Source organism: Duganella sp. Dugasp56 (assembly GCF_047304105.1).
In the GTDB taxonomy this organism is placed as follows: domain Bacteria; phylum Pseudomonadota; class Gammaproteobacteria; order Burkholderiales; family Burkholderiaceae_D; genus Rugamonas; species Rugamonas hordei.
In genome coordinates this window covers 126621-147918 of sequence record NZ_JBGLYQ010000014.1, presented here as the reverse complement: position 1 = coordinate 147918, position 21298 = coordinate 126621, and the positions used below count along the sequence as shown (strand labels likewise).

General features: G+C 64.3%; 23 protein-coding genes. 4 read left to right on the top strand and 19 right to left on the bottom strand.

The annotated features are described in order from the left end of the window. Positions 1-79: 79 nt before the first annotated feature. The 9 genes from ACCD07_RS12290 to ACCD07_RS12250 form a co-directional block, all read right to left on the bottom strand. The gene (locus ACCD07_RS12290) at positions 80-655 is read right to left on the bottom strand and encodes a flavin reductase family protein (protein WP_176653339.1); all 576 of its coding nucleotides are present in this window, start codon (positions 653-655) and stop codon (positions 80-82) included. After that, positions 655-1359: an arsenical resistance protein ArsH gene (gene arsH / locus ACCD07_RS12285; RefSeq protein WP_176653338.1), complete on the bottom strand. Its 705-nt coding sequence runs from the start codon at positions 1357-1359 to the stop codon at positions 655-657. Before arsH ends, ACCD07_RS12290 begins: the two co-directional genes overlap by 1 nt. A gap of 9 nt (positions 1360-1368) precedes the next feature. Beyond that, the gene (locus ACCD07_RS12280) at positions 1369-2649 is read right to left on the bottom strand and encodes an arsenic transporter (protein ID WP_353401660.1); all 1281 of its coding nucleotides are present in this window, start codon (positions 2647-2649) and stop codon (positions 1369-1371) included. A gap of 14 nt (positions 2650-2663) precedes the next feature. Continuing rightward, complete coding sequence (locus ACCD07_RS12275) at positions 2664-3152, bottom strand: arsenate reductase ArsC (RefSeq protein ID WP_176653336.1); 489 nt, start codon at positions 3150-3152, stop codon at positions 2664-2666. Continuing rightward, positions 3149-3466 (bottom strand): metalloregulator ArsR/SmtB family transcription factor, encoded by a 318-nt coding sequence (locus ACCD07_RS12270; protein ID WP_176653335.1) that lies wholly within the window; start codon positions 3464-3466, stop codon positions 3149-3151. The genes ACCD07_RS12275 and ACCD07_RS12270 overlap by 4 nt, the downstream gene beginning before the upstream one ends. A gap of 73 nt (positions 3467-3539) precedes the next feature. Next, positions 3540-3797 carry a hypothetical protein gene (locus ACCD07_RS12265; protein ID WP_176653334.1) on the bottom strand — a complete coding sequence of 86 codons (258 nt, stop codon included), beginning with the start codon at positions 3795-3797 and terminating at the stop codon, positions 3540-3542. An 8-nt stretch (positions 3798-3805) separates the two neighbouring features. Beyond that, entirely contained in the window at positions 3806-4054 is a 249-nt protein-coding gene (locus ACCD07_RS12260) for a hypothetical protein (protein ID WP_176653333.1), read from the bottom strand. 428 nt (positions 4055-4482) lie between these two features. Continuing rightward, on the bottom strand, positions 4483-5400 hold the full coding sequence (locus ACCD07_RS12255; protein WP_176653332.1) for a YihY/virulence factor BrkB family protein: 918 nt from the start codon (positions 5398-5400) through the stop codon (positions 4483-4485). Positions 5401-5420: 20 nt separating this feature from the next. Further along, positions 5421-7163 (bottom strand): ABC transporter substrate-binding protein, encoded by a 1743-nt coding sequence (locus tag ACCD07_RS12250; protein WP_413447484.1) that lies wholly within the window; start codon positions 7161-7163, stop codon positions 5421-5423. A gap of 109 nt (positions 7164-7272) precedes the next feature. On the opposite strand from ACCD07_RS12250, the gene ACCD07_RS12245 reads away from it, so the two are divergent. Together ACCD07_RS12245 and dacB are read left to right on the top strand one after the other, a co-directional pair. Continuing rightward, positions 7273-8511, top strand: a complete 1239-nt coding sequence (locus tag ACCD07_RS12245; protein WP_413447483.1) for a nucleoside recognition domain-containing protein — start codon at positions 7273-7275, stop codon at positions 8509-8511. Between the two features lie 11 nt (positions 8512-8522). Further along, on the top strand, positions 8523-10040 hold the full coding sequence (gene dacB / locus ACCD07_RS12240) for a D-alanyl-D-alanine carboxypeptidase/D-alanyl-D-alanine-endopeptidase (protein ID WP_413447482.1): 1518 nt from the start codon (positions 8523-8525) through the stop codon (positions 10038-10040). Here dacB and ACCD07_RS12235 read toward each other — a convergent pair. Next, complete coding sequence (locus ACCD07_RS12235; protein ID WP_413447481.1) at positions 10007-10906, bottom strand: LysR family transcriptional regulator; 900 nt, start codon at positions 10904-10906, stop codon at positions 10007-10009. The two genes, dacB and ACCD07_RS12235, sit on opposite strands and share 34 nt — an antisense overlap. 110 nt (positions 10907-11016) lie before the next feature. Between ACCD07_RS12235 and ACCD07_RS12230 the strand changes: the two genes are divergently transcribed. Further along, positions 11017-11994 carry an aldo/keto reductase gene (locus ACCD07_RS12230; protein ID WP_413447480.1) on the top strand — a complete coding sequence of 326 codons (978 nt, stop codon included), beginning with the start codon at positions 11017-11019 and terminating at the stop codon, positions 11992-11994. A 3-nt stretch (positions 11995-11997) separates the two neighbouring features. On the opposite strand, the gene ACCD07_RS12225 is transcribed toward ACCD07_RS12230, so the two are convergent. From ACCD07_RS12225 to ACCD07_RS12200, 6 genes are read right to left on the bottom strand one after another with little or no spacing between them, the layout of a single operon-like run. Then, complete coding sequence (locus ACCD07_RS12225; protein ID WP_176653327.1) at positions 11998-12609, bottom strand: M15 family metallopeptidase; 612 nt, start codon at positions 12607-12609, stop codon at positions 11998-12000. 16 nt (positions 12610-12625) lie between these two features. Further along, complete coding sequence (locus ACCD07_RS12220; RefSeq protein ID WP_176653495.1) at positions 12626-13483, bottom strand: N-acetylmuramoyl-L-alanine amidase; 858 nt, start codon at positions 13481-13483, stop codon at positions 12626-12628. Positions 13484-13511: 28 nt separating this feature from the next. Continuing rightward, positions 13512-14405 carry an N-acetylglucosamine kinase gene (locus tag ACCD07_RS12215; RefSeq protein WP_413447479.1) on the bottom strand — a complete coding sequence of 298 codons (894 nt, stop codon included), beginning with the start codon at positions 14403-14405 and terminating at the stop codon, positions 13512-13514. 14 nt (positions 14406-14419) lie between these two features. Beyond that, positions 14420-16078: a family 10 glycosylhydrolase gene (locus tag ACCD07_RS12210; RefSeq protein ID WP_176653325.1), complete on the bottom strand. Its 1659-nt coding sequence runs from the start codon at positions 16076-16078 to the stop codon at positions 14420-14422. A 42-nt stretch (positions 16079-16120) separates the two neighbouring features. Further along, positions 16121-17383: an MFS transporter gene (locus ACCD07_RS12205; protein ID WP_413447478.1), complete on the bottom strand. Its 1263-nt coding sequence runs from the start codon at positions 17381-17383 to the stop codon at positions 16121-16123. A 14-nt stretch (positions 17384-17397) separates the two neighbouring features. After that, on the bottom strand, positions 17398-18762 hold the full coding sequence (locus tag ACCD07_RS12200) for a PLP-dependent aminotransferase family protein (protein ID WP_413447477.1): 1365 nt from the start codon (positions 18760-18762) through the stop codon (positions 17398-17400). Positions 18763-18870: 108 nt separating this feature from the next. On the opposite strand from ACCD07_RS12200, the gene ACCD07_RS12195 reads away from it, so the two are divergent. After that, positions 18871-19368 carry a globin domain-containing protein gene (locus tag ACCD07_RS12195; RefSeq protein ID WP_176653322.1) on the top strand — a complete coding sequence of 166 codons (498 nt, stop codon included), beginning with the start codon at positions 18871-18873 and terminating at the stop codon, positions 19366-19368. Positions 19369-19371: 3 nt separating this feature from the next. On the opposite strand, the gene ACCD07_RS12190 is transcribed toward ACCD07_RS12195, so the two are convergent. From ACCD07_RS12190 to ACCD07_RS12180, 3 genes are all read right to left on the bottom strand, one after another. Continuing rightward, entirely contained in the window at positions 19372-20133 is a 762-nt protein-coding gene (locus ACCD07_RS12190; protein ID WP_413447476.1) for a hypothetical protein, read from the bottom strand. 10 nt (positions 20134-20143) lie between these two features. Next, positions 20144-20341 (bottom strand): hypothetical protein, encoded by a 198-nt coding sequence (locus ACCD07_RS12185; protein ID WP_176653320.1) that lies wholly within the window; start codon positions 20339-20341, stop codon positions 20144-20146. A 105-nt stretch (positions 20342-20446) separates the two neighbouring features. Then, a complete protein-coding gene (locus tag ACCD07_RS12180) occupies positions 20447-21298 on the bottom strand; it encodes a sugar phosphate isomerase/epimerase family protein (RefSeq protein ID WP_413447475.1) in 852 nt (283 codons plus the stop codon).

Sequence of the window (21298 nt, the reverse complement as noted above, 5' to 3'; positions counted from 1 at the left end):
CCATGGCTATCCTCCCGAGGCATGCTGACCTCTGTTAGAGTGTCCATGAAACCCGGGGTTCCTCAATCTGACCCCGGATCTACGTCTTGACCACCGCTTTTTCGCCGATCGCATAGAAGGTGCCGCCGGCGATGTAGTGCAGACTGCGCCAGTCGGGGCCGGCGGTTTCGAATTCCCAGTGCCCGTTGCGGAACACCCGGGCGTCGGCGAACGCGGCCACCACTTCGCCGATGAACAGGTCGTAGGTCTGCTGGTTGTGCGGCTCGGGAATCAGCTTGCAGATCAACCAGGCCGAGCAGCCGGCAACCAGTGGCGCCTCGTAGCCGTCGGCATGAAACAGCTCGACCTTGCATTGCTCCAGCTTGGCCGGATGGTCAGCCAGGCTCTTGCTGCCGACCGCATACGTCAGATCCAGCTGCGCCATGTTGGGAACCTGCAGCACGAAGTGGCCGCTGCGCTCGACCAGCGCGCGCGTGCTGGTCGCCTTGTCCAGCACCACGGTGACCTTGGGCGGCGAGAAATCGAGCGCGCACGACCAGGCCGCCGCCATCACGTCGCTGCTGCCGCCATGGCTGGCCGACACCAGCACCGTCGGTCCGTGATTCAACAGGCGGTAGGCTTTTTCCAGCTCGACCGGCAGTATGTGCAGATCCATTAGATTTTCCCGAGTTGTCGATTGATCGCCTTGATCGAACGCTCGTTGCGCTCGCTGTAGCGGTCGGTCAGGTAGTCGGTGCGGCCGCGCAGCAGCAAGGTCATCTTGAACAGCTCTTCCATGACATCGACCACCCGCTCATAGTAGCCGGAAGGGCGCATGCGGCCGGCGTCGTCAAACTCCTTGTACGCCATCGGCACCGACGACTGGTTCGGTATCGTGAACATGCGCATCCAGCGCCCCAGCAGCCGCATGGTATTGACCACATTGAACGATTGCGAACCGCCGCACACCTGCATCACGGCCAGCGTGCGTCCCTGGCTCGGACGCAGCGCGCCTTGCTCCAGCGGGATCCAGTCGATCTGGTTCTTCATCACGGCGGTGATGGCCCCGTGCCGCTCCGGGCTGCACCATACCTGTCCCTCGGACCATAGCGACAAGGCGCGCAGCTCCTGCACCTTGGGATGATCTTCCGGCACGCTGCCCGCCATCGGCAATTCGGTCGGATCGAAGATTTTCACCTCGGCGCCGAAATGCTCGAGGATGCGGGCCGCCTCTTCGGTCAGGAAGCGGCTGAACGAACGCTCCCGCAGCGAGCCATACAGCATCAGGATGCGCGGCGGATGATCGAAGTTTCCAACCGGCGCCAGCTTGTCCAGCGTCGGCGTGTCCAGCAAGGCGGGATTGATGTTGGGCAGGTCCATGATTCCCTCTCAATTCAAACGCACGGCCAGCGCAGCCAGCGTGACCAGCAGCACCGGCAAAGTCAGGCAGATACCGACGCGGAAGTAATAGCCCCAGGAAATCTGGATGCCCTTGTTCTCCAGCACGTGCAGCCACAGCAGGGTCGCCAGGCTGCCGATCGGCGTGATCTTCGGCCCGAGATCGCTGCCGATCACGTTGGCGTACACCATGGCTTCGCGCACCACGCCGGTGCTGCTGCTGGCGTCGATCGACAGCGCGCCGATCAGCACCGTCGGCAGGTTGTTCATGATCGACGACAGGATCGCCGTGATGAAACCGGTGCCGATGGCCGCGCCCCAGACGCCGTAAGCCGCGCACTGGTTCAGCAGGCCGGTCAGGTAGTCGGTCAAGCCGGCGTTGCGCAGGCCGTACACCACCATGTACATGCCGAGCGAGAACACCACGATCTGCCACGGCGCATTGGCGAGCACCGCACGCGTGGAGATCCGGTGTCCGCGCGCCGCCACCGCCAGCAGCAGGGCGGCGCAGACGGCGGAAGTGGCGCTGATCGGCACGCCGAGATCTTCCAGCCAAAAGAAACCGATCAACAGCAGGCCCAGTACCCACCAGCCGGTCAGGAAGGTGGCGCGGTCGTGGATCGCATGTTCCGGCCGCTTGATCTGCTCGACGTCGTAGTCCGCCGGAATGTCGTGGCGGAAGAACCAAATCAGTACGCCGAGCGTGGCGGCCACGGACACCAGGTTGACCGGCACCATCACCGCCGCATAGCGCGCGAAGCTGACGCCGAAGTAGTCGGCGGAGACGATGTTAACCAGGTTGGACACCACCAGCGGCAAACTGGCCGTGTCGGCGATGAAGCCGGCCGCCATGACGAAGGCCAGCATGGCCTTGCCAGAGAATTTCAGCTCGCGCAGCATGGCGATGACGATGGGCGTGAGTATCAGCGCCGCGCCGTCGTTGGCGAACAGCGCCGACACCGCCGCGCCCAGCAGCACGAACAGGGTGAACAGGCGCTTGCCGCTGCCGCCGCCCCAGCGCGCGACATGCAGCGCCGCCCATTCGAAGTAGCCGGCCTTGTCCAGCAGCAGGCTGATGACGATGATCGCGACAAAGGTGCCGGTGGCGTTCCAGACGATGTGCCAGACCGCCGGAATATCGCCGACGTGGATCACGCCGGCCAGCAGCGCCACGGCGGCGCCTGCGGTGGCGCTCCAGCCGATGCCGAGTCCGCGCGGTTGCCAGATGACGAGAGTGAGTGTGGCGATAAAAATCAGTAATGCAATCAGCACAGGCGCTCCCGCGTTCAGATGCCATTGGCGCCAATGGCGCCGATGCGGTCGAGCTCGACCTTGAACGCGGCCTTGTCGCCGGCCAGTTGCGCCAGCGGCAGGGCCAGGAAAGCCTCGATGCGTGCGCGGATGATGCGGTAGGTCAGCTCGAACGCCGCCTCGATTTCTTCCTCGGTGCCGATCACGTGACCGGGATCGTCGACGCCCCAATGCGTGCGCAGCACCGGGCCCAGATAGGCCGGGCAGGTTTCGCCGGCGGCGCTGCCGCACACCGTCACCACCACATCCGGCGTCAGCGGCAAATCGTTCCAGGACTTGCTGTAATAGCCCTCGGTCGAGATGCCCTTGCGCGCCAGCAGCGCGACCGCGCGCGGATGCAGCTGGCCGGCGGGCTGGCTGCCGGCGCTGATCGCCTTCAGTCCGGCCGGCGCCAGGTGGTTGAAGACGCCTTCGCTCAACACCGAGCGGCAAGAGTTACCCGTGCAAAGAAACAAAATATTCATGGTGCGCATCCGATAGTGGGGCCGCACGGCAGGCCGCCGCAGCAATTTTCAGTCAGGAAGCCGATCAGGCCATTCATGGCGCCGACGTCGGCGGTATAGATAACGAAGCGTCCATCCTGGCGCGAGCCGACCATGCCCGCATGGCTCAGCTCCTTCAGGTGGAACGACAGCGACGACGGCGAGATATCGAGCCGTTCGGCAATTTTGCTGGCGGCCATGCCTTCCGGCCCGACCTGCACCAGCAGCCGGAACACGGCCAGCCGGCTTTCCTGGGCCAGGGACGACAATCCCGCCAACGCTTGTTTAGTATCCATAAGCGGATGCTATCGTAAATAATTCGACATTTCAAATAATATTGAATTAATTGTGAAAAATACTAAAAATACTTTATGCGGCTTGCGCTTTGGTACCACTCACTTCAATTAGCTCTGCGTATGGAATAGCTCGTTGGACGTCCTCGCTCGCACTGGCTAGTGCGATTTCGATGCTTTCAGCCTCACGCAAAAATTGCAGCGCAAGATAACCGTCACGCCCAATGCCTACCAGGGCATCGGTGCACCCCGCTGCGCCGAGGCGCTCAACCAATTGATCATGATTGGCATCATCCTTCGCCAATCGGTATCTAAGGGTAAAAGTAAATTCCATAGCAATTCCTAGGTCATCGGTCGGGCGGAGCAATGATCTACCACGCGCTTCAGAGAACGTGCATGCGCAATGACACTTTTGGGCGTGCTCCAAATACTGGCAATGCAAAACTCGCCACAACGGCAATTGGGGTCGTTATAGGGGCAATACATTTTTCCCCATGCATGACTGCCGCCTGTTTCGATACGCCAACCCTGGCTTTCGGCATATTTCAATGCCTGCTCGATTTCTTTTTTGGGGTGAAGTGCACGTCCCATCCGCGTCTCCAGTATAAGTTGGAGCACCCGGCTGTCAATTGAAAACCTACCGCTGCATCATGCAACAGTAGACAAAGGCTGCTATAGCGGTCTTGGCAGCGGACAAAAGGTAGACGAAAAAAAAGCCCGCATCTCAGCGGGCTTCGTTCCAATGTATTACCAATGCTTTAATCGTATGCCGGGGTCCAGTGCTATCTGCAAAGTGACTCCAGAGTCTCGGGCGCCCATGCTATCTGCGTGGTGCCCCCAACGTGTAAATCGACCATCGTATCCGGAATTACAACTCCAGGTTTCACGCCAACTGCGGTTCGGTCTTACACATATCGAACCGCGCGCTCCTCCTGGATGTGGGACTGTTTGCCGGGATAACTCCCTTCAAACCTCAACCACGAGCGTAGTGTAACACAGATCTTTGTGCGATGCACAAATTATTTTATTTCTGTAGCTTGTGTGGTCATCGGCGTCGGCACCTCCTTTTCGCGGCGCTGGCCGACCCGCTCGAATTCGGAAATCACCTGCGCACCGAACAGCAGCAGCGTGGCGCCGATTTCCAGGCTGAACATGACGATGATGGCGGTGGTCATTGACCCGTACACCACGTTCACCTGCGACAGCGTCGAGAAATACCAGACCAGGACCCGGCGCGCCAGCTCCCACAGCAGCGCAGCCGTCACGCCGCCGATCAGCGCGTGCGACAGCGACAGGCGGCCGACCGGCATCACCAGGTAGATCGACGTCAGCACCAGCACCTCGCCGCCCAGTCCCAGCAGATACAGCAGCACGCCGGACACGCCATGCAGCGACCAGCTGTAGCCGAACAACTGCACGCTCTCCTCGCCCAGCACCTGCAGGCTGCCAGCCACCAGCGTGACCAGCAGCATGCCGGCGCCCAGCGACAGGATGTAGCAGTAGGGCATGATGGCCGAGATCAGGAAACGCCGCCGCCGTATCTCGACGCGGTGCTTGAAAATGACGCACATGGCGTTTTCCAGCACGGTGAAGGCGAGCGAGCTGAAGAAGATCATGCTGATCACCAGCACGCCGCCGACCAGGTCGCGATGCTCGAGGAAGTGTCCGACCTCGGCCACGATGGGCTTGGATTGCCCGGGCACCAGCCAGTTCAGGTAGCGGCCCACGGTGGCCAGCAGTTCATCCTCGGCGATCACGTGCGACAGGGCGACCACCACCAGCATCAGCAGCGGGACGATGGACAGCAACGAGTAATAGGCCACCGCGCCCGCCAGCAGCAGGCCCTGATTGGCGCGGAACCCTTTCAGGCACTGCACCAGGAAATCCATCGGATGGGCGACGACGTGGGTCAGCGCCCGGCGATTAATGAGTTTCATGCACCCATTGTACGCAAAGCTCAGCGCGCACTGTGTGCGACTACGTCCAGATAACGCCAGTTGGTGAATTCGACCGGATGGCGCTGGTAATTCTTCAGCCACGGCTGCTGCAGGTCGGCCGAAATCGGATGCGTCAGCAACACCCAAGGCGTGTAGGCATGGATGATCTGCGCCAACTCGTCGTACAGCGCGGTGCGCTGCGGCGAGTCGCCCATGCTGCGGGTTTGTTCGTAGCGCTGGTTGTAGGCAGGCAAGTTGAAACGGGCGTAGTTGGCGCGGCCGCTGTTGGGGCCGTACAGCAGCTGATAGAAATTGTCGCCGTCGGGAAAATCGGCAACCCAGTTGGTTTCAAACATCATCACCGAGCCGAGGCGCGAGGCCTTGATGATCTCGGTTTTCTTGTCGCTCTTGAACACCACCTTCAGGCCGATGGCGCCCAGGTTCTTGCGCCACAGCTCATCGCGCAGGCGGCCCACGGTCGACGATTCGCTGTGCATCACCAAGGTCAGCGGCTTGCCGTCCGGCTGGGTGCGGAAGCCGTCGGCGCCCTTGCGGTAGCCGTAGCGGTCCAGCAGCGCGTTGGCCAGCGCCGGGTCGTAGGTCACCGGACTGCGGTAGGCCGGATCGTAACCCAGCACGTTCGGCGGCAGCGGCGTGACGGCCGGAATCGCCAGGCCCTTCTTCATCAGCGCCACATCTTCGGCGCTGTTGTAGCCCAGCGCGACGGCGCGCCGCAAAGCCACTTTCTCCTTGCTATAACCACCGATCAGCGGATCCTCCATATTCATCCACATGTAGTAGGTCTGCAGCACGGCGAAGGGTGACACCACCATGCCTTTTTTGGCCAGCTCGGGCTTCAGCGTGGGCTTGATGTCGGCGGTCAGCACCAGGTCTTTCATCGATTCCGGCAACTGTTCGAGGAAATCGAATTCGCCGTTCAGGAAGCCCAGCACGCGCGACTGGTATTCCTCGACGATCTTGATGTCGACACGGTCCAGCAGCGGCACGCGCCGGCCCTGATACATCGTCGGACGGAAGTCGCGATTGGCCAGCAGCGTGATCTGGTCGCTGTGCTTCCACGTGCCCATCATGAACGGACCGGTGCCGACCGGATGGTTGCCGGCCTGCGCGCCGTAGGCCTCCATCACTTCGCGCGCAACCACGCCGGTGGCCGGCACCGCCAGGTAGAACAGGAAATTCGGATCAGCGGCCTTGAGGCGGATGCGCAGCGTGAATTTGTCCACAGCCCGCAGGCCGGCTATGGCGGTGCCGTAGCTGAAGTGCGTCTTCAACGCCTCATCGCCAGCGATCTTGCCTTCCAACAGGAACAGCCAGGGCGATTTCAGCGCCGGATCGTACAGGCGCGTCAGGCTGTAGACGTAATCCTGCGCGGTGACCTGGCGGCGTGCGCCCTTGAACGCCGGGTCCGGCGTGAAATAGACGTCCTGGCGCAACTGGAAGGTGTAGGTCAGCCCATTGTCTTCGACGGTTGGCATGGCGGCCAGCGTGTTGGCCTGCAGTTTGACCGGACGCGCCAGGTAGTCGTAGCGCAGCAGCGGGTCGAACAGGTTTTCCAGCAGGCTCAGGCTGGCGATGTCGGAGGCGACCGCCGGATCGAGGCCGGTTTCGCCGGTGCTGAGGAAGGCGTGCAGGACTTTAGGCTCGGCTGCCGGTGCAGCGGCGGCGGCGGTAGGGCCGCCCGCCAGCGCCAGCATCAGCGCCAGCACCAGCTCCATCGGGGCTGCGGCATAACTTTTCAGCATAAGGTCCATCCCACATCGCATACGGTAAAGCGGCAGCTTATAGCTTTTTTCGCTTGCTTACCCGCTATACTTTGCAAATCCCCTACTGCTTTCAGGAAAATTTCTAGATATGTCGCTCAATTACATCTGGTCCGGCTTCTTCCTGGTTGGCTTTGCCGCCGCGCTGGCGCAGTTCCTGTTGACGGGCGATACGGAAATCTTCAAACGCATCATCGACGGCACGTTCGACTCGGCCAAGGCCGGCGTGATGGACATCGCGCTGCCGTTGGCCGGCGTGATGACACTGTGGCTGGGCATCATGAACATCGGCGAGAAGGCCGGCGCCATCGACCTGCTGGCGCGCCTGATCGCGCCGTTCTTCTCGCGCATCTTTCCCGGCGTGCCGAAAAACCATCCGGCCACCGGCCACATGGTGATGAACTTCTCGGCCAACCTGCTGGGCCTGGACAACGCCGCCACGCCGTTCGGCCTGAAAGCCATGGAAAGCCTGCAGACGCTCAACCCCAGCAAGGACGAGCCGACCGACGCGCAGATCATGTTCCTGGTGCTGCACACCTCCGGCCTGACCCTGATTCCGCTGGCCATCATGGCGCAGCGCTCCATCCTCGGCGCGGCCGACCCGTCCGACATCTTCATTCCCTGCATGATCGCGACCTACGTGGCCACCGTCACCGGCATCATCGTCGTCGCCATCCGCCAGCGCATCAACCTGTTCAACGGCGTGGTGATGAGCTGGCTGGGCGGCATGACCGCCGCCATCGCCGGCGTGGTGTTTTACTTCACCCACTACCTGAGCAAGACCGAGATCGAAATCGTCTCCAAGGTGTTCAGCAACCTGGTGCTGATGATCGTCATCGCCGGCTTCATCATCGGTGCGCTGCGCAGGAAGGTGAACGTCTACGAAGCCTTCATCGAAGGCGCCAAGGGCGGCATGCAGACCTCGATCACCGTGATTCCCTACCTGGTCGGCATGCTGGTGGCGATCAGCGTGATCCGCAACGCCGGCGTGTTCACCTTCGTCGTCGACGGCTTCAGCTGGCTGTTCGGCCACCTCGGCATCAACACCGATTTCGTGCCGTCGCTGCCGACCGCGCTGATGAAGCCGCTCAGCGGCAGCGCCGCCAAGGCCATGATGATCGACACCATGCGCACCTACGGCGTCGATTCCTTCGTCGGCCGCCTGGCCTGCGTGTTCAACGGCTCGGCCGACACCACCTTCTACATCGTGGCGCTGTACTTCGGCTCGGTGGGCATCCGCAAGACGCGCTATGCGATCTCCTGCGGCCTGATCGCCGATTTTGCCGGCGTCATCGCCGCCATCTTCGTTTCCTATCTCTTCTTCCATTGAACAGGATCGCCATGTTTCGTCGCCTCCTATTCGTCGCGCTGATAGCCGCCGGCGCCGTCCACGCCGCCGAGCTGCCGGAGCAGGTCGCCAGCCTGCTGCAGGCGGCGCATATTCCGCCGGAAGGCGCCGGCATCGTCGTGCTGCGCGGCGACACCGCGCTGATTTCGCACAACGCGCAGCAGAGCATGCAGCCGGCGTCCACCATGAAGCTGTTCACCACGCTGACCGCGCTGGAGCAGCTGGGACCGGCCTTCCGCGCCCGCACCGAGTTCCGCACCAGCGCCGACGTGGTGGACGGCGTGTTGAAGGGCGACCTGGTCCTGCGCGGCGGCGCCGACGCGGACCTGAACGAGGACGTGCTGCTGCACATGCTGCAGGCGCTGCGCAACCAGGGCATTCGCAAGATCAAGGGCGACGTGATACTCGACCGCCAGCTGTTCCAGCCGGCACGGCCGGACGTGGGGCAGCCGCCGTTCGACGAGTATCCATGGGCCTACTACAACGTCATTCCCGATGCGCTGCTGATCAACACCAACCTGCTGAAGGTCGAGATGCGCTCGACCGGCGGCAAGCTGGCGCTGGTGATGATGCCGGAGATGGACAAGGTCAGCATCCGCTCGGAGATGAAGCTGACCGACGCGCCATGCGCCTCGTGGGAAAAGGACTGGCGCACGCCGGACACCAGCCGCCACGGCGACAAGATCGAAGTGGTACTGCACGGCAGCTTCCCCAAGGACTGCATCAAGTCGACCAGCATCGACGTGCTGGATCACCATGACTACCTGGAGCGCCTGCTGCGCGCCACCTGGCGCAAGCTGGGCGGCAGCATCAGCGGCCAGGTGCGCGAGGCCGACGCCCCGGTGTCCGCAGTGCCGGATGCCACCCCAGCTACGGCGTCCCGCCTGCTGGCCGAGCACCTCTCGCGCCCGCTGCCCGAGGTGCTACGCGACATCAACAAATTCTCCGACAACACGCTGGCCCGCGCGCTGTTCCTGTCGCTGGGCAGCCTGGAAGCCGATCCCGTGCTGGGCAGCCGCCCGCTGGCCGCCGACGCCAGCCTCGCCAGCACGCCGATGCGGGCCGAAACGGCGATCCGCGGCTGGCTGCAAAACCACCGCATCGACGGCAACGGTCTGGTGTTCGACAACGGTTCCGGGCTGTCGCGCATCGAACGCGCCACGCCGGCGCAGTTGGCCGGCGTGCTGCAAGCTGGACTGAACAGCCTGTGGACACCCGAGTTCATGTCCAGCCTGCCGATCGCCGCCACCGACGGCACCATGCGCAAGCGCCTGAAGGACGGCCCGGCCGCGCTGCGCGCGCGCATCAAGACCGGCAGCTTGAACGGCGTGATCGCCATCGCCGGCTACGTGCCGGACGCGAACAACCAACTGTGCGTCGTGGTCGCCATCCTGAACGACGAACACGTCGCCAACGGCGCCGGCCGCACCGTGCTCGACGGGGTCATCGACTGGGTGGCCCGCTCCGGCGGCAGCGCTTATTCTCCTGGCAATCCTTCCTCAATCAAATAATCGATGAACGCCCGCACCTTCAACGCCAGGTGCGGGCCGGGCATGTAGACCGCGTGCACGGTGCCGGCGTACGGCGCATCGAACTCCCATTCCGGCAGCACCCGCCGCACGCGCTGCTGCGCCAGCGCAATGCGGGCGGTGAAATCGGGCACCAGGCCGATGCCGCCGTCGGCTTCCACCACCGCCATCAAGGCCCCGCTGTTGTTGATCGTCAGCCGCGACGGCACGTGCACGTTGACCGCCTCGCCATGGCGCCGCATGCTCCAGGCCTCACCGAAACGGGCGTAGCCCAGGTAGCTGCATTGATGCAGCGGCAGGTCCTGCGGCACCTTCGGCTCGCCATGCGCCTGCAGATAGCGCGGCGTGGCCACCAGCACATAACGCACTGGCCCCAGCGGACGCGCCACCAGCCCCGGCGCCAGCTCAGTCGCGATGCGGATCGCCAGGTCCACCCCTTCCTCGATCAGGTCGATCTTGCGGTCCACCAGCTGCAGCTCGACATTGACCTCAGGATAACGCGCCAGGAAACCGGGCAGCTTGGGCGCCAGCCATACCTGCCCCAGCACGATGGGCGCGCTGACGCGGATCACGCCGTTGGGACGGGCGCTGTAGCTGCCCGCCAACGCATGCACCTCGCGCGCCGTGCTCACCATGCGCGAACAGGCCGCGTACACCTGCTGTCCCAGCTCGGTCAGCGACAGCGACCTTGTCGTCCGCTGCAACAGCCGTCCGCCCATGTGCGCCTCCAGCCGCGACACATGGCGGCTGACCGCCGACGTGGTCAGTTCCAGCTGGCGTCCCGCGGCAGAGAAACCGCCGCTATCGACCACCTGTGCAAAAATCGCCATCTCTTTCAGCATTTCCATCGCAGCTCTCCACCGTTGCACCTGCATCAACAATGCTTTGCATTTTAAGCGGATTGTGTATTTTTTGTGCAGTCGGCATACTGGATTCATCGTATTCAAAAGGAGTCATCATGAAACAACGCACTTTAGGCGGGCAGGGACTGACGGTTTCGGCGCAGGGTTTGGGCTGCATGGGCATGAGCAATACCTACGGACCGGCCGACCAGAACGAAGCGGTCGCCACCTTGCGCCGGGCGATCGAGCTGGGCGTCAATTTCTTCGACACGGCCGAGCAATACGGTCCTTACGACAACGAAGCATTGCTGGGCCGCGCCTTCACCGGCCGCCGCGGCGAGGTGATCCTGGCGACCAAGTTCGGCTTCGACATCCGCGACCGCAAGACCGTCGGCGTGACCAGCGATCCCAAACACATCCGCGAAAAGGTCGAAGGCTCGCTGCGGCGGCTGAACACCGACTACATCGACTTGCTGTACCAGCACCGCATCGACCCGAACGTGCCGATCGAAGAGGTGATCGGCGTGATGGCCGAGCTGGTGCGCGAAGGCAAGGTGCGTTACCTGGGCTTGTCCGAGGCCGGCGTGGCGAACATCCGCCGTGCCCATGCGGTGCATCCGATCAGCGTGCTGCAAAGCGAGTACTCGCTGTGGGAACGCAACCTCGAGGCCGATGTGCTGCCGGCGCTGCGCGAACTGGGCATCGGCCTGGTTGCGTTCAGTCCGCTGGGACGCGGCTTCCTGGCCGGCACCGCCAAGCGCGCGGAAGAGTATCCGCCCAGCGATTTCCGCCATCTGGATCCGCGCCTGCAGGGCGAGAACTTCGACCGCAACATGCAGGCCGCCGCCATCGTGCGCGAACTGGCCGACCATCGCCTGGTCACGCCGGGGCAGATCGCGCTGGCCTGGGCCATGCACAAGGGCGACGATATCGTGACCATCCCCGGCACGCGCCGCCGCAGCTATCTGGAGCAGAACGTGGCCGCGGCGGAGATCACGCTGGACGAGACCGAAATGGCGGTGCTGGACAACGCGCTGAAGCAGGTGGCCGGTCCGCGCTACAGCCCGGAGCGCATGGCCATGGTGGACCGCTAGGTTCTAGAGGACGCGGGTGTAGTCGCGGCGCACCAGCAGGCGGTCGCCGCAGTCGAAGTGCCACCACTCGCTGTTGATGCCGACCCAGCCGGCCTGGAACATGGCGTCGCGCAGCAGGCGGCGGTTGTCTATCTGCTGCTGCGTCAGCTCGCCGCTGGCCAGCAGCCTGGCTTCCAGCGCCGGATGCGAACGCTCGCTGAGATCGTCGAAACCGGTACCCATGTCGAACTCGCGGCCTTGGGCGTCCAGCAGGGTCAGGTCCAGCGCCATGCCGAACGAGTGGATGGAACCGCGCGCGGGATCGGCGATGTAGCCCAGCAACTCGGTACCCTGCAACGCTTGCCACAACTGTTCCTGCACCCGCTGCGGACGCAAGGCGTCCAGCACCAGCACCTGGCAATCGGGCCGGCGCTCGGCCAGCCAGGCCACCACGCGCTCCAGCGCCGCCGCCGCATCCTTGTGCAGCCAGGCGCAATCGAGCGGCGTGTAGAGATCACGGCCGACAAAGTTGTCCGGCGTCGCGTAGCGCAGGTCGACGGCGATGCCGGCGATGCTGTCGAGGTGCCGGAACTCGGGATGGCCGGCGATTTCTTCACAGGTCAGGGTGGCTGGCATGCGGGCGTTCCCTGGCTTATTCGGCCGGCGTCGCGCCCTGTACCGGCGCGGCCGGTGGTGGCGGAGGCAGCACCGGCTTCGGCGCGGTCAATACGTCAAGGATGGCTGCCGTTTCCGCGTCCGGCATGCCGTCATACAGCGACTGGCGATACTTGGACTGGAAGACCGTGATGACGGTGCGGGTGGCTTCATCCAGCTCGCCGGTCTGAGGCACGGCATAGCCGAACTCGGCCAGCTTGCGCTGGAACCACAACACTTCCGGCAACTGCTCCTGGAAGCCCGGCATGCGCGCGGCGACCCGGCTCGGCTCCGGCCACGTGACCAGGCCCGCGTCGGCCAGCTGCTTCCACGGGAACATCGGCCCCGGATCCTGCTTGCGCTGCGGCGCGATATCGTTGTGGCCGAGGATGTTTTCCGGCTTGATGTTGTGGCGCTTGACGATGTCCTTCAACAACAGGATCAGCTGATCGATCTGCGCCTGCTTGAACGGCGCATACACGCGCCCTTGCGGCGTTTCAGTGAAGCCCGGATTGACGATCTCGATGCCGATCGAGGCCGAATTGAGCTGGTTGTAGATGCCCCAGCTGCTCAGGCCGGCGTGATTGGCCTGGCGCGATTCATCCACCAGCGTGTAGAAAAACGGCTGCTCGGTGTCCGTCAGCAGGTAGTGCGAACTGACCACGTCCTGGGTCAGGGTCCTGATCGAGCGCGGCAGGTCGCTGACCGTGTAGTGAATGATGATGTACTTGATGCGGTCGCTCTGGCTGCGCGAGGTCAGCGAGCTATCCAGTCGCGGCCCCGGGGGCGGCACGGTGGCGCAACCCGCCAGCAGGGCCATGGCGGTGGATATGACTGTGAGCGGGAGGATTTTCATCATAAGCGGTCTCGGCAGCGATTCAATATCAGGAGTGTAGAGCAATACGCGCGGCCGCGTGGTGCGCCTGGGCTTCTTTTTGCCGCAGTTGCTGGCCGTCAGGCAGCGCCGCGCGCATGGCCTGGGCGATCAGCGGATGCAGATCGGCGGCGCGGCCGCTCAGCGCCAGCGGACGCGGACCGTAGCGGCGCACCAGCGCCAGCCCGATGCGCGCCAACTCGCCGCCGGCCTGTTCGAGGATGCCGCGCGCCACCGGATCGGCATCGGCGCTGGCGGCGACGGCCAGCGCCAGCGTGCCGATCGCGCCCCGGTCCTGGCCGTAGATGAACTGGCGCGACAAGGCCCAGTCGCTGCCGCCGACCTGTTCGAACACCGCGCGCGCCATCGCCGACTGCCGCCAGACGCCCGGCTCCTCGTCCTCCAGCCGCCAGATGTGGCGCATCGCTTCGCGCGCGATCCAGAAGCCGCCGCCGCCGTCGTCCAGCGTCACGCCGCGCCCGCCGGCCCGATGGAAAGTCCCGTCCACATCGATGAAAGCGGCGATCGAGCCAGTGCCGGCGTAGACCAGGTAGCCTTCGCCCGGCGCAAAGCTGTCCAGGTAGGCGATTTCCACGTCGTTGCGCAAGGCCACGTCTTGCGGCGAAATCCTCAGCAACTCGGCCAGCCATTGCGCCGGCAGCGTGGCCAGGCCGTCGAAGCCGGTCAGGCCGGCGCACACACGCTGCGGCTGGCCGATGGCCAGCACCTGCGTCGCCAGCATCGAGAAGATGCCGCGCACCGCGTCGCGGCCCTTGGTGTCGCCCATCTGCGTGGCCGACAAGCCGGCCACGTAACCCTCGGCCACGATCCCGCCGGCCGCGTTGGCCAGCGCCCAGCGCGTCTGCGTTCCACCTGCGTCGATGCCCAGCCCGAGACGGTCCATGCTTGCTCCTCAGTTCAGCGCAATACGCTGATACGTTCACTCTCATTGCCCAGCCGGTCGATCGCGCTGACCACCACGGCTTGCGCCGTGCCGCCCGCCGCGTCGTCCGGCAACAGGATCACCGGCCGCGAAGCCGGCGCCACCGCGAAGCGCCACTCGTTGCCGTAGCGCGACCAGATCGCATAATGCGCCACCGGCTTGCCGCCGCCGGCCGACAGCTTCAGCGCCACGCCGCCGCCTTCGCGCCGCGCCGACGCGCCCGGCGCCGCCGGCAGCTCCGACCCCAGCCACGGACTGGCCGGCGCCAGCGCCGCGCTTTGATAAGTCTGGGTGCGCAGCTGGTCGCTGATGCCCTTGCGGTTTTCCATCAGCGCCGCGATGCTGAAATGCAGATGGCCCTGCACGCCGTTGCGGCTGCGCGTCACGCCGATCTGCTTGACGATTTCTTCCGGCGCGAACGCCTTGGCGCTGTTGTCGATGCGGCTGGTGTACAAGCCCGGCCACACGTGGCGGGCGCGGGTGTTCTGCGCCAGCCAGTAGTCGAGCAGCACGCCGAACGCCTGCGGCGCCTGCTCCACCGGCCAGTACAGCTGCGGCGCCAGGTAGTCGAGCCAGCCGTTGGCCAGCCACAGTTCGGCGTCCGCGTACAGCTTGTCGTACTGGCTGAAGCCGACGATGCCGGCGGGGCGGCGGTCCGGGCGGCCGATGCCGAACGGGCTGATGCCGAAGCGTACCCAGCTCTTTTCCTTGTGGATGCCGAGATATAGCGCTTCGATCAGCGAGTTGACGTTCTGGCGGCGCCAGCCGGAGCGGTCCAGCGTGCCGCCGCCCAGCAGATAGCGCTGCCACGACGGCTGGTCGGGGAATTCCAGCTCCTGCTTCTGGCCCACGCCGGCGTCCAGCGCCACGCCTTCCGGCGCGGCCGTATTGGCGGCCGCGTCGATCGGGTAGGGATAGAAATAATCGTCGATGTGGACGCCGTCGATATCGTAGCGGCGCACCACGTCGAGGATCACGTCCAGCGTGTGCTGCGACGCGGCGGACTCGCCCGGATCCATCCACAGGTAGCGGCCGTAGCTCTTGACCGCGTCCGGATTGGTGTTGGCGATGTGGTTGCGCGCCAGCGGCGACTTGGCCGTCGCGTGGCGGGCGCGGTAGGGATTGAACCAGGCATGCAGTTCCAGCCCGCGCGCGTGGGCCTGCTCGATCCAGAACTGCAGCGGATCCCAGGCCGTCGCCGGCGCGCGGCCCTGCTGTCCGGTGAGGAATTCGGACCACGGCTCCAGTTCGGACGGGTAGATCGCATCCGCGCTCGGCCGCACCTGCAGCACGATGGCGTTCAGGTTCAGCGCGCGCGAACGGTCGAGGATGGCGATGGCTTCGGCCTGCTGCTTGGCTTGGGTCAGGTTGCTGCGGCTGGGCCAATCGATGTTGGCGACGGTGGACACCCAGGCGGCGCGGAATTCGCGCGGCGCCGGCGGCGGCATGTTGGGATCGACCGGCTGCGCGGCGGGCGGCGTGCCGGGCGGGCGCGGCGCCGCGCCGGGAGCGTCCGGCGCCGGCGCGGTCGGTGTGCTGGAGCAAGCTTCCAGCAGCGCCGCCACGACACCGGCCACGCCCGCGGACAAGGTCAGCCGCTTCTTCGCATTGAATTTACCAAACACCAAAACCATTCCCCGATTCAGTTGAGCACCGTATTGTAATGCGGCGGCCGCTTATTTCCTGCCGAATTCGGACGGTATGCGCACCAGCGCGGTCATGGCAAAGGCCGGCAGGGTCGAAATGCAGGCCCAAATGAAGAAATTTTGATAACCCAGGTGCTGCTGTATCCAGCCGCTGACCATGCCCGGCAACATCATGCCGAGGGCCATGAAGCCGGTGCAGATCGCGTAGTGCGCGGTCTTGTGCTCGCCGTCGGCCACCAGGATCATGTACAGCATGAAGGCGGAAAAGCCGAAACCATAGCCGAACTGCTCGACCGCCAGACAGGCCGAGATCAACACGGTATTGGTCGGCAACGCGGTGGCGAGATAGACAAACACCAGGTCCGGCACGTGCATGATGAACACCATCGGCCACAGGCTGCGCTTGAGGCCGAAGCGCGAAATCACCAGGCCGCCGGCCAGCCCGCCCAGCACCAGCGCGCACACGCCGATGGTGCCGTAGACCAGACCGAACTGCGACGTCGTCAAGCCCAGCCCGCCCTGCGCGCGCGGATCGAGCAGGAAGGGCGCCGCCATTTTCAGCAGCTGCGCCTCGCCGAGGCGGTACAGCAGCAGGAATCCCAGCGTGGCCTTGATGCCCGGCTTGTGGAAAAAACTGCGGAAGGTGGTCAGAAAATCGGCCCACAGCGCGCCGCCGGCGGCAACGCGATGGTCCGAATCCGGGCGCGGCAGGATGAACTGGTGATATGCGCACAGCAGCAGGAACAGCGCCGACATCGCGCCGAACACCACCGACCAGGCGAACGCCGGATCGCCGCTGGACAGCATCAGCTGGCCTGCCAGGTACACCAGCCCGCCTTGCCCGGCGATCATCGCCAGCTTGTAGAAGGCGCTGCGCACGCCGACAAACGCCGCCTGCTGGCGCTGCGTCGGCAAGCCCAGCATGTAGTAGCCGTCGGACGCGATGTCGTGGGTGGCCGAGCTGAACGCCATCAGCCACAGCACCGCCAGGCTCATGGCGAAAAACTGCGGCAGGTGCAAAGTCAGCGCCACCGTCGCCAGCGCCGCGCCGGTCAGCAACTGCAGCAAGACGATCCAGCGCCGCTTGGTGCCGAACAGCTCGACGACGGGCGACCACAGCGGCTTGATCACCCACGGCAGGTACAGCCAGGCCGTGTAAAACGCCAGGTCGGTATTGGAAATGCCGAGGTTCTTGTACATCACCGTCGACAACATCATCACCGCCACGTACGGCACGGCCTGGCTGAATGAAATACTCGGCACCCAGGCCCAGGGATTGCGTGCTTGTTCCATAAATCCTTTTTAACTCAATACAGCGCGCGCAGATAAAAGCAAAACGACATCAGCGACTGGCGCAGCGGGTCCGTCAGCGCGATCGACGTGTTGATGCACATGCCTTTCGACACCACCACCAGCTGCGGCGAATCGGGCGCGTCCTGGGCGTCCAGCAGCGGCCAGTGCAGCCGTATCTGCGACTGGATCGCGTCGGCCGGCGTAGCGGGCGGCAGCGGCAGCCAGAAACTATACCCGCCCGCCACCTGGCCCAGCTTAACAGTCTTGCCCAGCGTCAGCTGCAACAGCGCGATATATTCATCGCTGCGGCTCTTCAATTCCTTGCGGATCTTGCGCAGGTGCGGCACATGGCTGCCCTCCGCCAGAAACTCGGCCAGCAACAGCTGCGACAACTCGCTGACGCTGCTGGCCGACGCGCTTTTCAGGTATTCGACCCGTTCGCGCCAGCGGCCGGCGGCCAGCCATCCGACGCGCAAACCCGGCGCCAGTGTTTTCGAGCAGGAATTGACGTACACGACGTTGCCTTTGAGATCGAACGACTTCAGCGTCAGCGGCCGCGCGCCCTCGTGCTGCAAATCGCCGTAGACGTCGTCCTCGATAATGGTCACATCGTGTTTCTCCGACAGCCGCAGCAGGTTGCGCTTGACGATCAGCGGCATCAGCGCGCTGGCCGGGAAATGGTAATTGGCCACCAGCAGGAATACCTTGGGCGCGTCCTCGCCTTCCAGAGCCGCCTGCACCTCGGGCAGGAAACCGGGATCATCCACCCCGCTGGTGATGGTGACCGGCACCAGCGACAAGGTCTCGAGCAGGCGGCCGAACAGCACGCCGACCGGCGCCTGCACCAGCACCCGCGCGCCGGCCTCGGTGGTCGCGCGCAGCGCCAGCAGCAGGGCTTCGGTCGCGCCCTGCGTGACGATCAGCTCGTCCTCCTTCAGGAAGCAGCCGTTCTCGGCGCTGCGCCTGGCCAGCTCGGCGCGCAGCAGCGGATGGCCGAAGCCCTGCGCGTAGCGGGTCGACAGGAAGGGATGGCGGCGTATCACCCGCGCCAGCAGGCTTTGCCAGCGCTGCTCGGGAAACAGGTCTTGCGCCGGCCCCCAGTTGCGCGTGGACAGCAGCGCCTCCGCTGCGGGCACGGCGGCTGCCTGCGGCGCCTCGTCCTGCACGACCGTCTTGACAAAGTACCCAGATTTGTCGCGCGGCTCGACCAGTCCTTGCCGCTCCAGCGTATGCAAGGCGTTGGTCACGGTGGCCAGGCTCAGTTGATGCTGCTGCATCAATTCGCGCACGGACGGCAGGCGCGCGTTCGGAGCCAGCTTGCCGCTGCCTATCGCCTCGGCCAGTTCATCGGCCAATACCTGATATTTGGTTCTTGCCACGCGTCGACCCTAATTTGCTTTGACCCAAGTTATAACATGCCATACCGGCCGCCTGTACATTCCCGGTTATACTCCGCTGTTGCTTTATTATCCACCACGAGCTTGCCCATGACCAAAACGTCCGCCGCCTCCACGTCACGCGCACCCAGCAAGGCCCAGGTCAAGGCCGCCGAGCTGTGGCTGCTGGACATTGGAGAGGAACAGGCCGGGATGATCAAGGCCGGCTGGCAGGCCGCGGTCGATGCGCCGGGTGATTTCGGCAACGACTTTTACCGCGCTTTGTTCACTGTCGCGCCGGGCGTGATCGGCTTGTTCTCCGGCGACATGACCGAACAGCAGGGCCGGCTGACCCACACGCTGGCCGAAACCGTGGAGCTGGTGGACCGGCCCGCCACGCTTTTGCTGTTGCTGCGCGCCTCCGGCGTGCGTCACCATCACTACGAGGTCAAGCATGCTTATTTCAGCGTCATGCGCGACGTCCTGATCGACACCATCGCCGACCGGGCCGGCGCCGTGTTCGATGCCGCGCATCGCCAAGCCTGGGTGGCCATGTTCGACAACATGGCCGTCATCATGCAGGACGGCATGGCCAGCGCCGCCAAATAATTCTCAGTTGCCCCACACAGTAGTGCTGGCGCCCATCCGAAAGCTGGTCACGCTGGCGCCGCGCAGCGGCGGCGGGGTCGGCGTGGCCGACACGGCGACCGAACCGCCCACCGAAGTCCTTCCCCGGCTCAGTAGAATCCTGGCGGAACCCTTGGTCGGATGCACCAGGGTCAATATCCAGTAGCCCGCTTGCTGGGTCAGCATGATCGTCAGGTCGGCCTCGTCCTTGCCGCGCGCCTGTACCACGCTGAGGAAGCATTCCAGCTCCCCTGTGCCGGCCGTACCCAGCTCCAGGCGATGCGCTCCATTGGCGCGCTGTTCATCCACCACTTCATAGGCAGGCACTGCCGGCACCAGCGTGCTCACGCGTACTGCCTCGCTGCCGTTGACGCTCACATAGCTGTTGCTGCCGCTCGACAACGGTGCGCCGCGTGTATGCATCAGCGCGATCCTGTGGGCCACCGTCGATACCATGCGGTCGAAAATGACCGTGGTTTCCAGCGCGCGCAGAAAGATGGCCTCGCGCTCGGCATGCGACACCTGCTCGGCGCTCCGGTAGCTGTTGGTCAGATTGGTGACGCTCCAGGTATAGGCCGGCGTGCTTTCCAAACGCAGGCAATCGAGCTGCGCCGACAAATCCTGCGCCTCGCGATCGGCCACGGTCGACCTCACATATTCGTAGACGGGCGCATTGTAGAAATTGATGCTGCCGCGCGCATATTTTGCGGCAGCCGCGCCGCTCCAGGCTTTGGCCGGGTTTTCCATGCCATGCTCCTCAGGTCCTGAGGACGGCGCAAGCGTTGCCGTTGGCCCGGTCCAACAGCAGCTGGGCCTGTTCAATCGTCTGCTTCTTGAGCAGCACGACCAGCGCCAGCTTGACCTGGAATTGGCATTGCTCCAGCACGGCGTGCGCGGTGGCGGCGTCGACGCGCGCGGCGCCGAAGATAAAGCCCGGGGTGTATTTGGTTTTCATCGAGATTCCATCGTAGTGTCAATACGACGATTGTGGGCTCGACGGCGTTTTGGAGATAGATACAGACGCCGGGGTTCGGAATAGATACAAGGCAAAAACTTGCGGTCAAGCCTGGATGCCTTGCAGATAGCGGTAGCTGGCTTCGATGCTGGCGAACGGCGACTTGGCGGCGTCGTGCTCGACGAAGTAGTGCTGGATGCCGGCCTGCCGGCGGTGTGCCAGGATGTTCTGGAAATCGACCACGCCCGGGCCGACTTCGGTGATCTCCGGCGTCGCCGCCTCAAACGGCAGCATGCCCGTGTGCGGCGGGATTTTCTTCAACTGCTTCATGTGCACCATCGGGAAACGTCCGGGGTAGCGGCGGAAATAATCCAGCGGATCGGCACCGGCGGCGGCCATCCAGCACAGGTCCATTTCCATCTTCACAAGTTGCGGATCGCATTCCTTCAGCAGCAGCTCGTACGGAAACTGCCCGCCGGCCGCGATGAATTCGAAGTGGTGGTTGTGATAGCAGAACTGCATCCCCGCCTGCCTGCACATCTCGCCGGCCTTGTTGAAGGCGTCGGCGGCGCGCTTCCACGTCTCCAGGTCGCCCCAGCCGGCCGGGTCCATCCACGCCACGACCAGATACCGGTGGCCCATGGTCCGCGCGGCGGCTATCGTTTTCGGAAAGTCGGCGCCCAGCAACTTGTAGTCGACGTGGGCCGACGGCGCGGACAATCCCGCGGCGTCCAGCACTTTACGCACCTCGGCGGGAGAGCGGCCGAAATAGCCTGCGAACTCCACTTCCTTGTAGCCGATCGCGGCGACCTTGCGCAAGCTGCCTTCGAAATCCTGCTGCAGCTCGTTGCGCAAAGTGTAGAGCTGCACGCCGAGGCGCTGCCGCTCCGCCGCGGCGTCCGCGATCGATGTCGTTGCAGCCGCGGCCAGCGCGGCGAGAAAAGTTCTTCTGTCCAT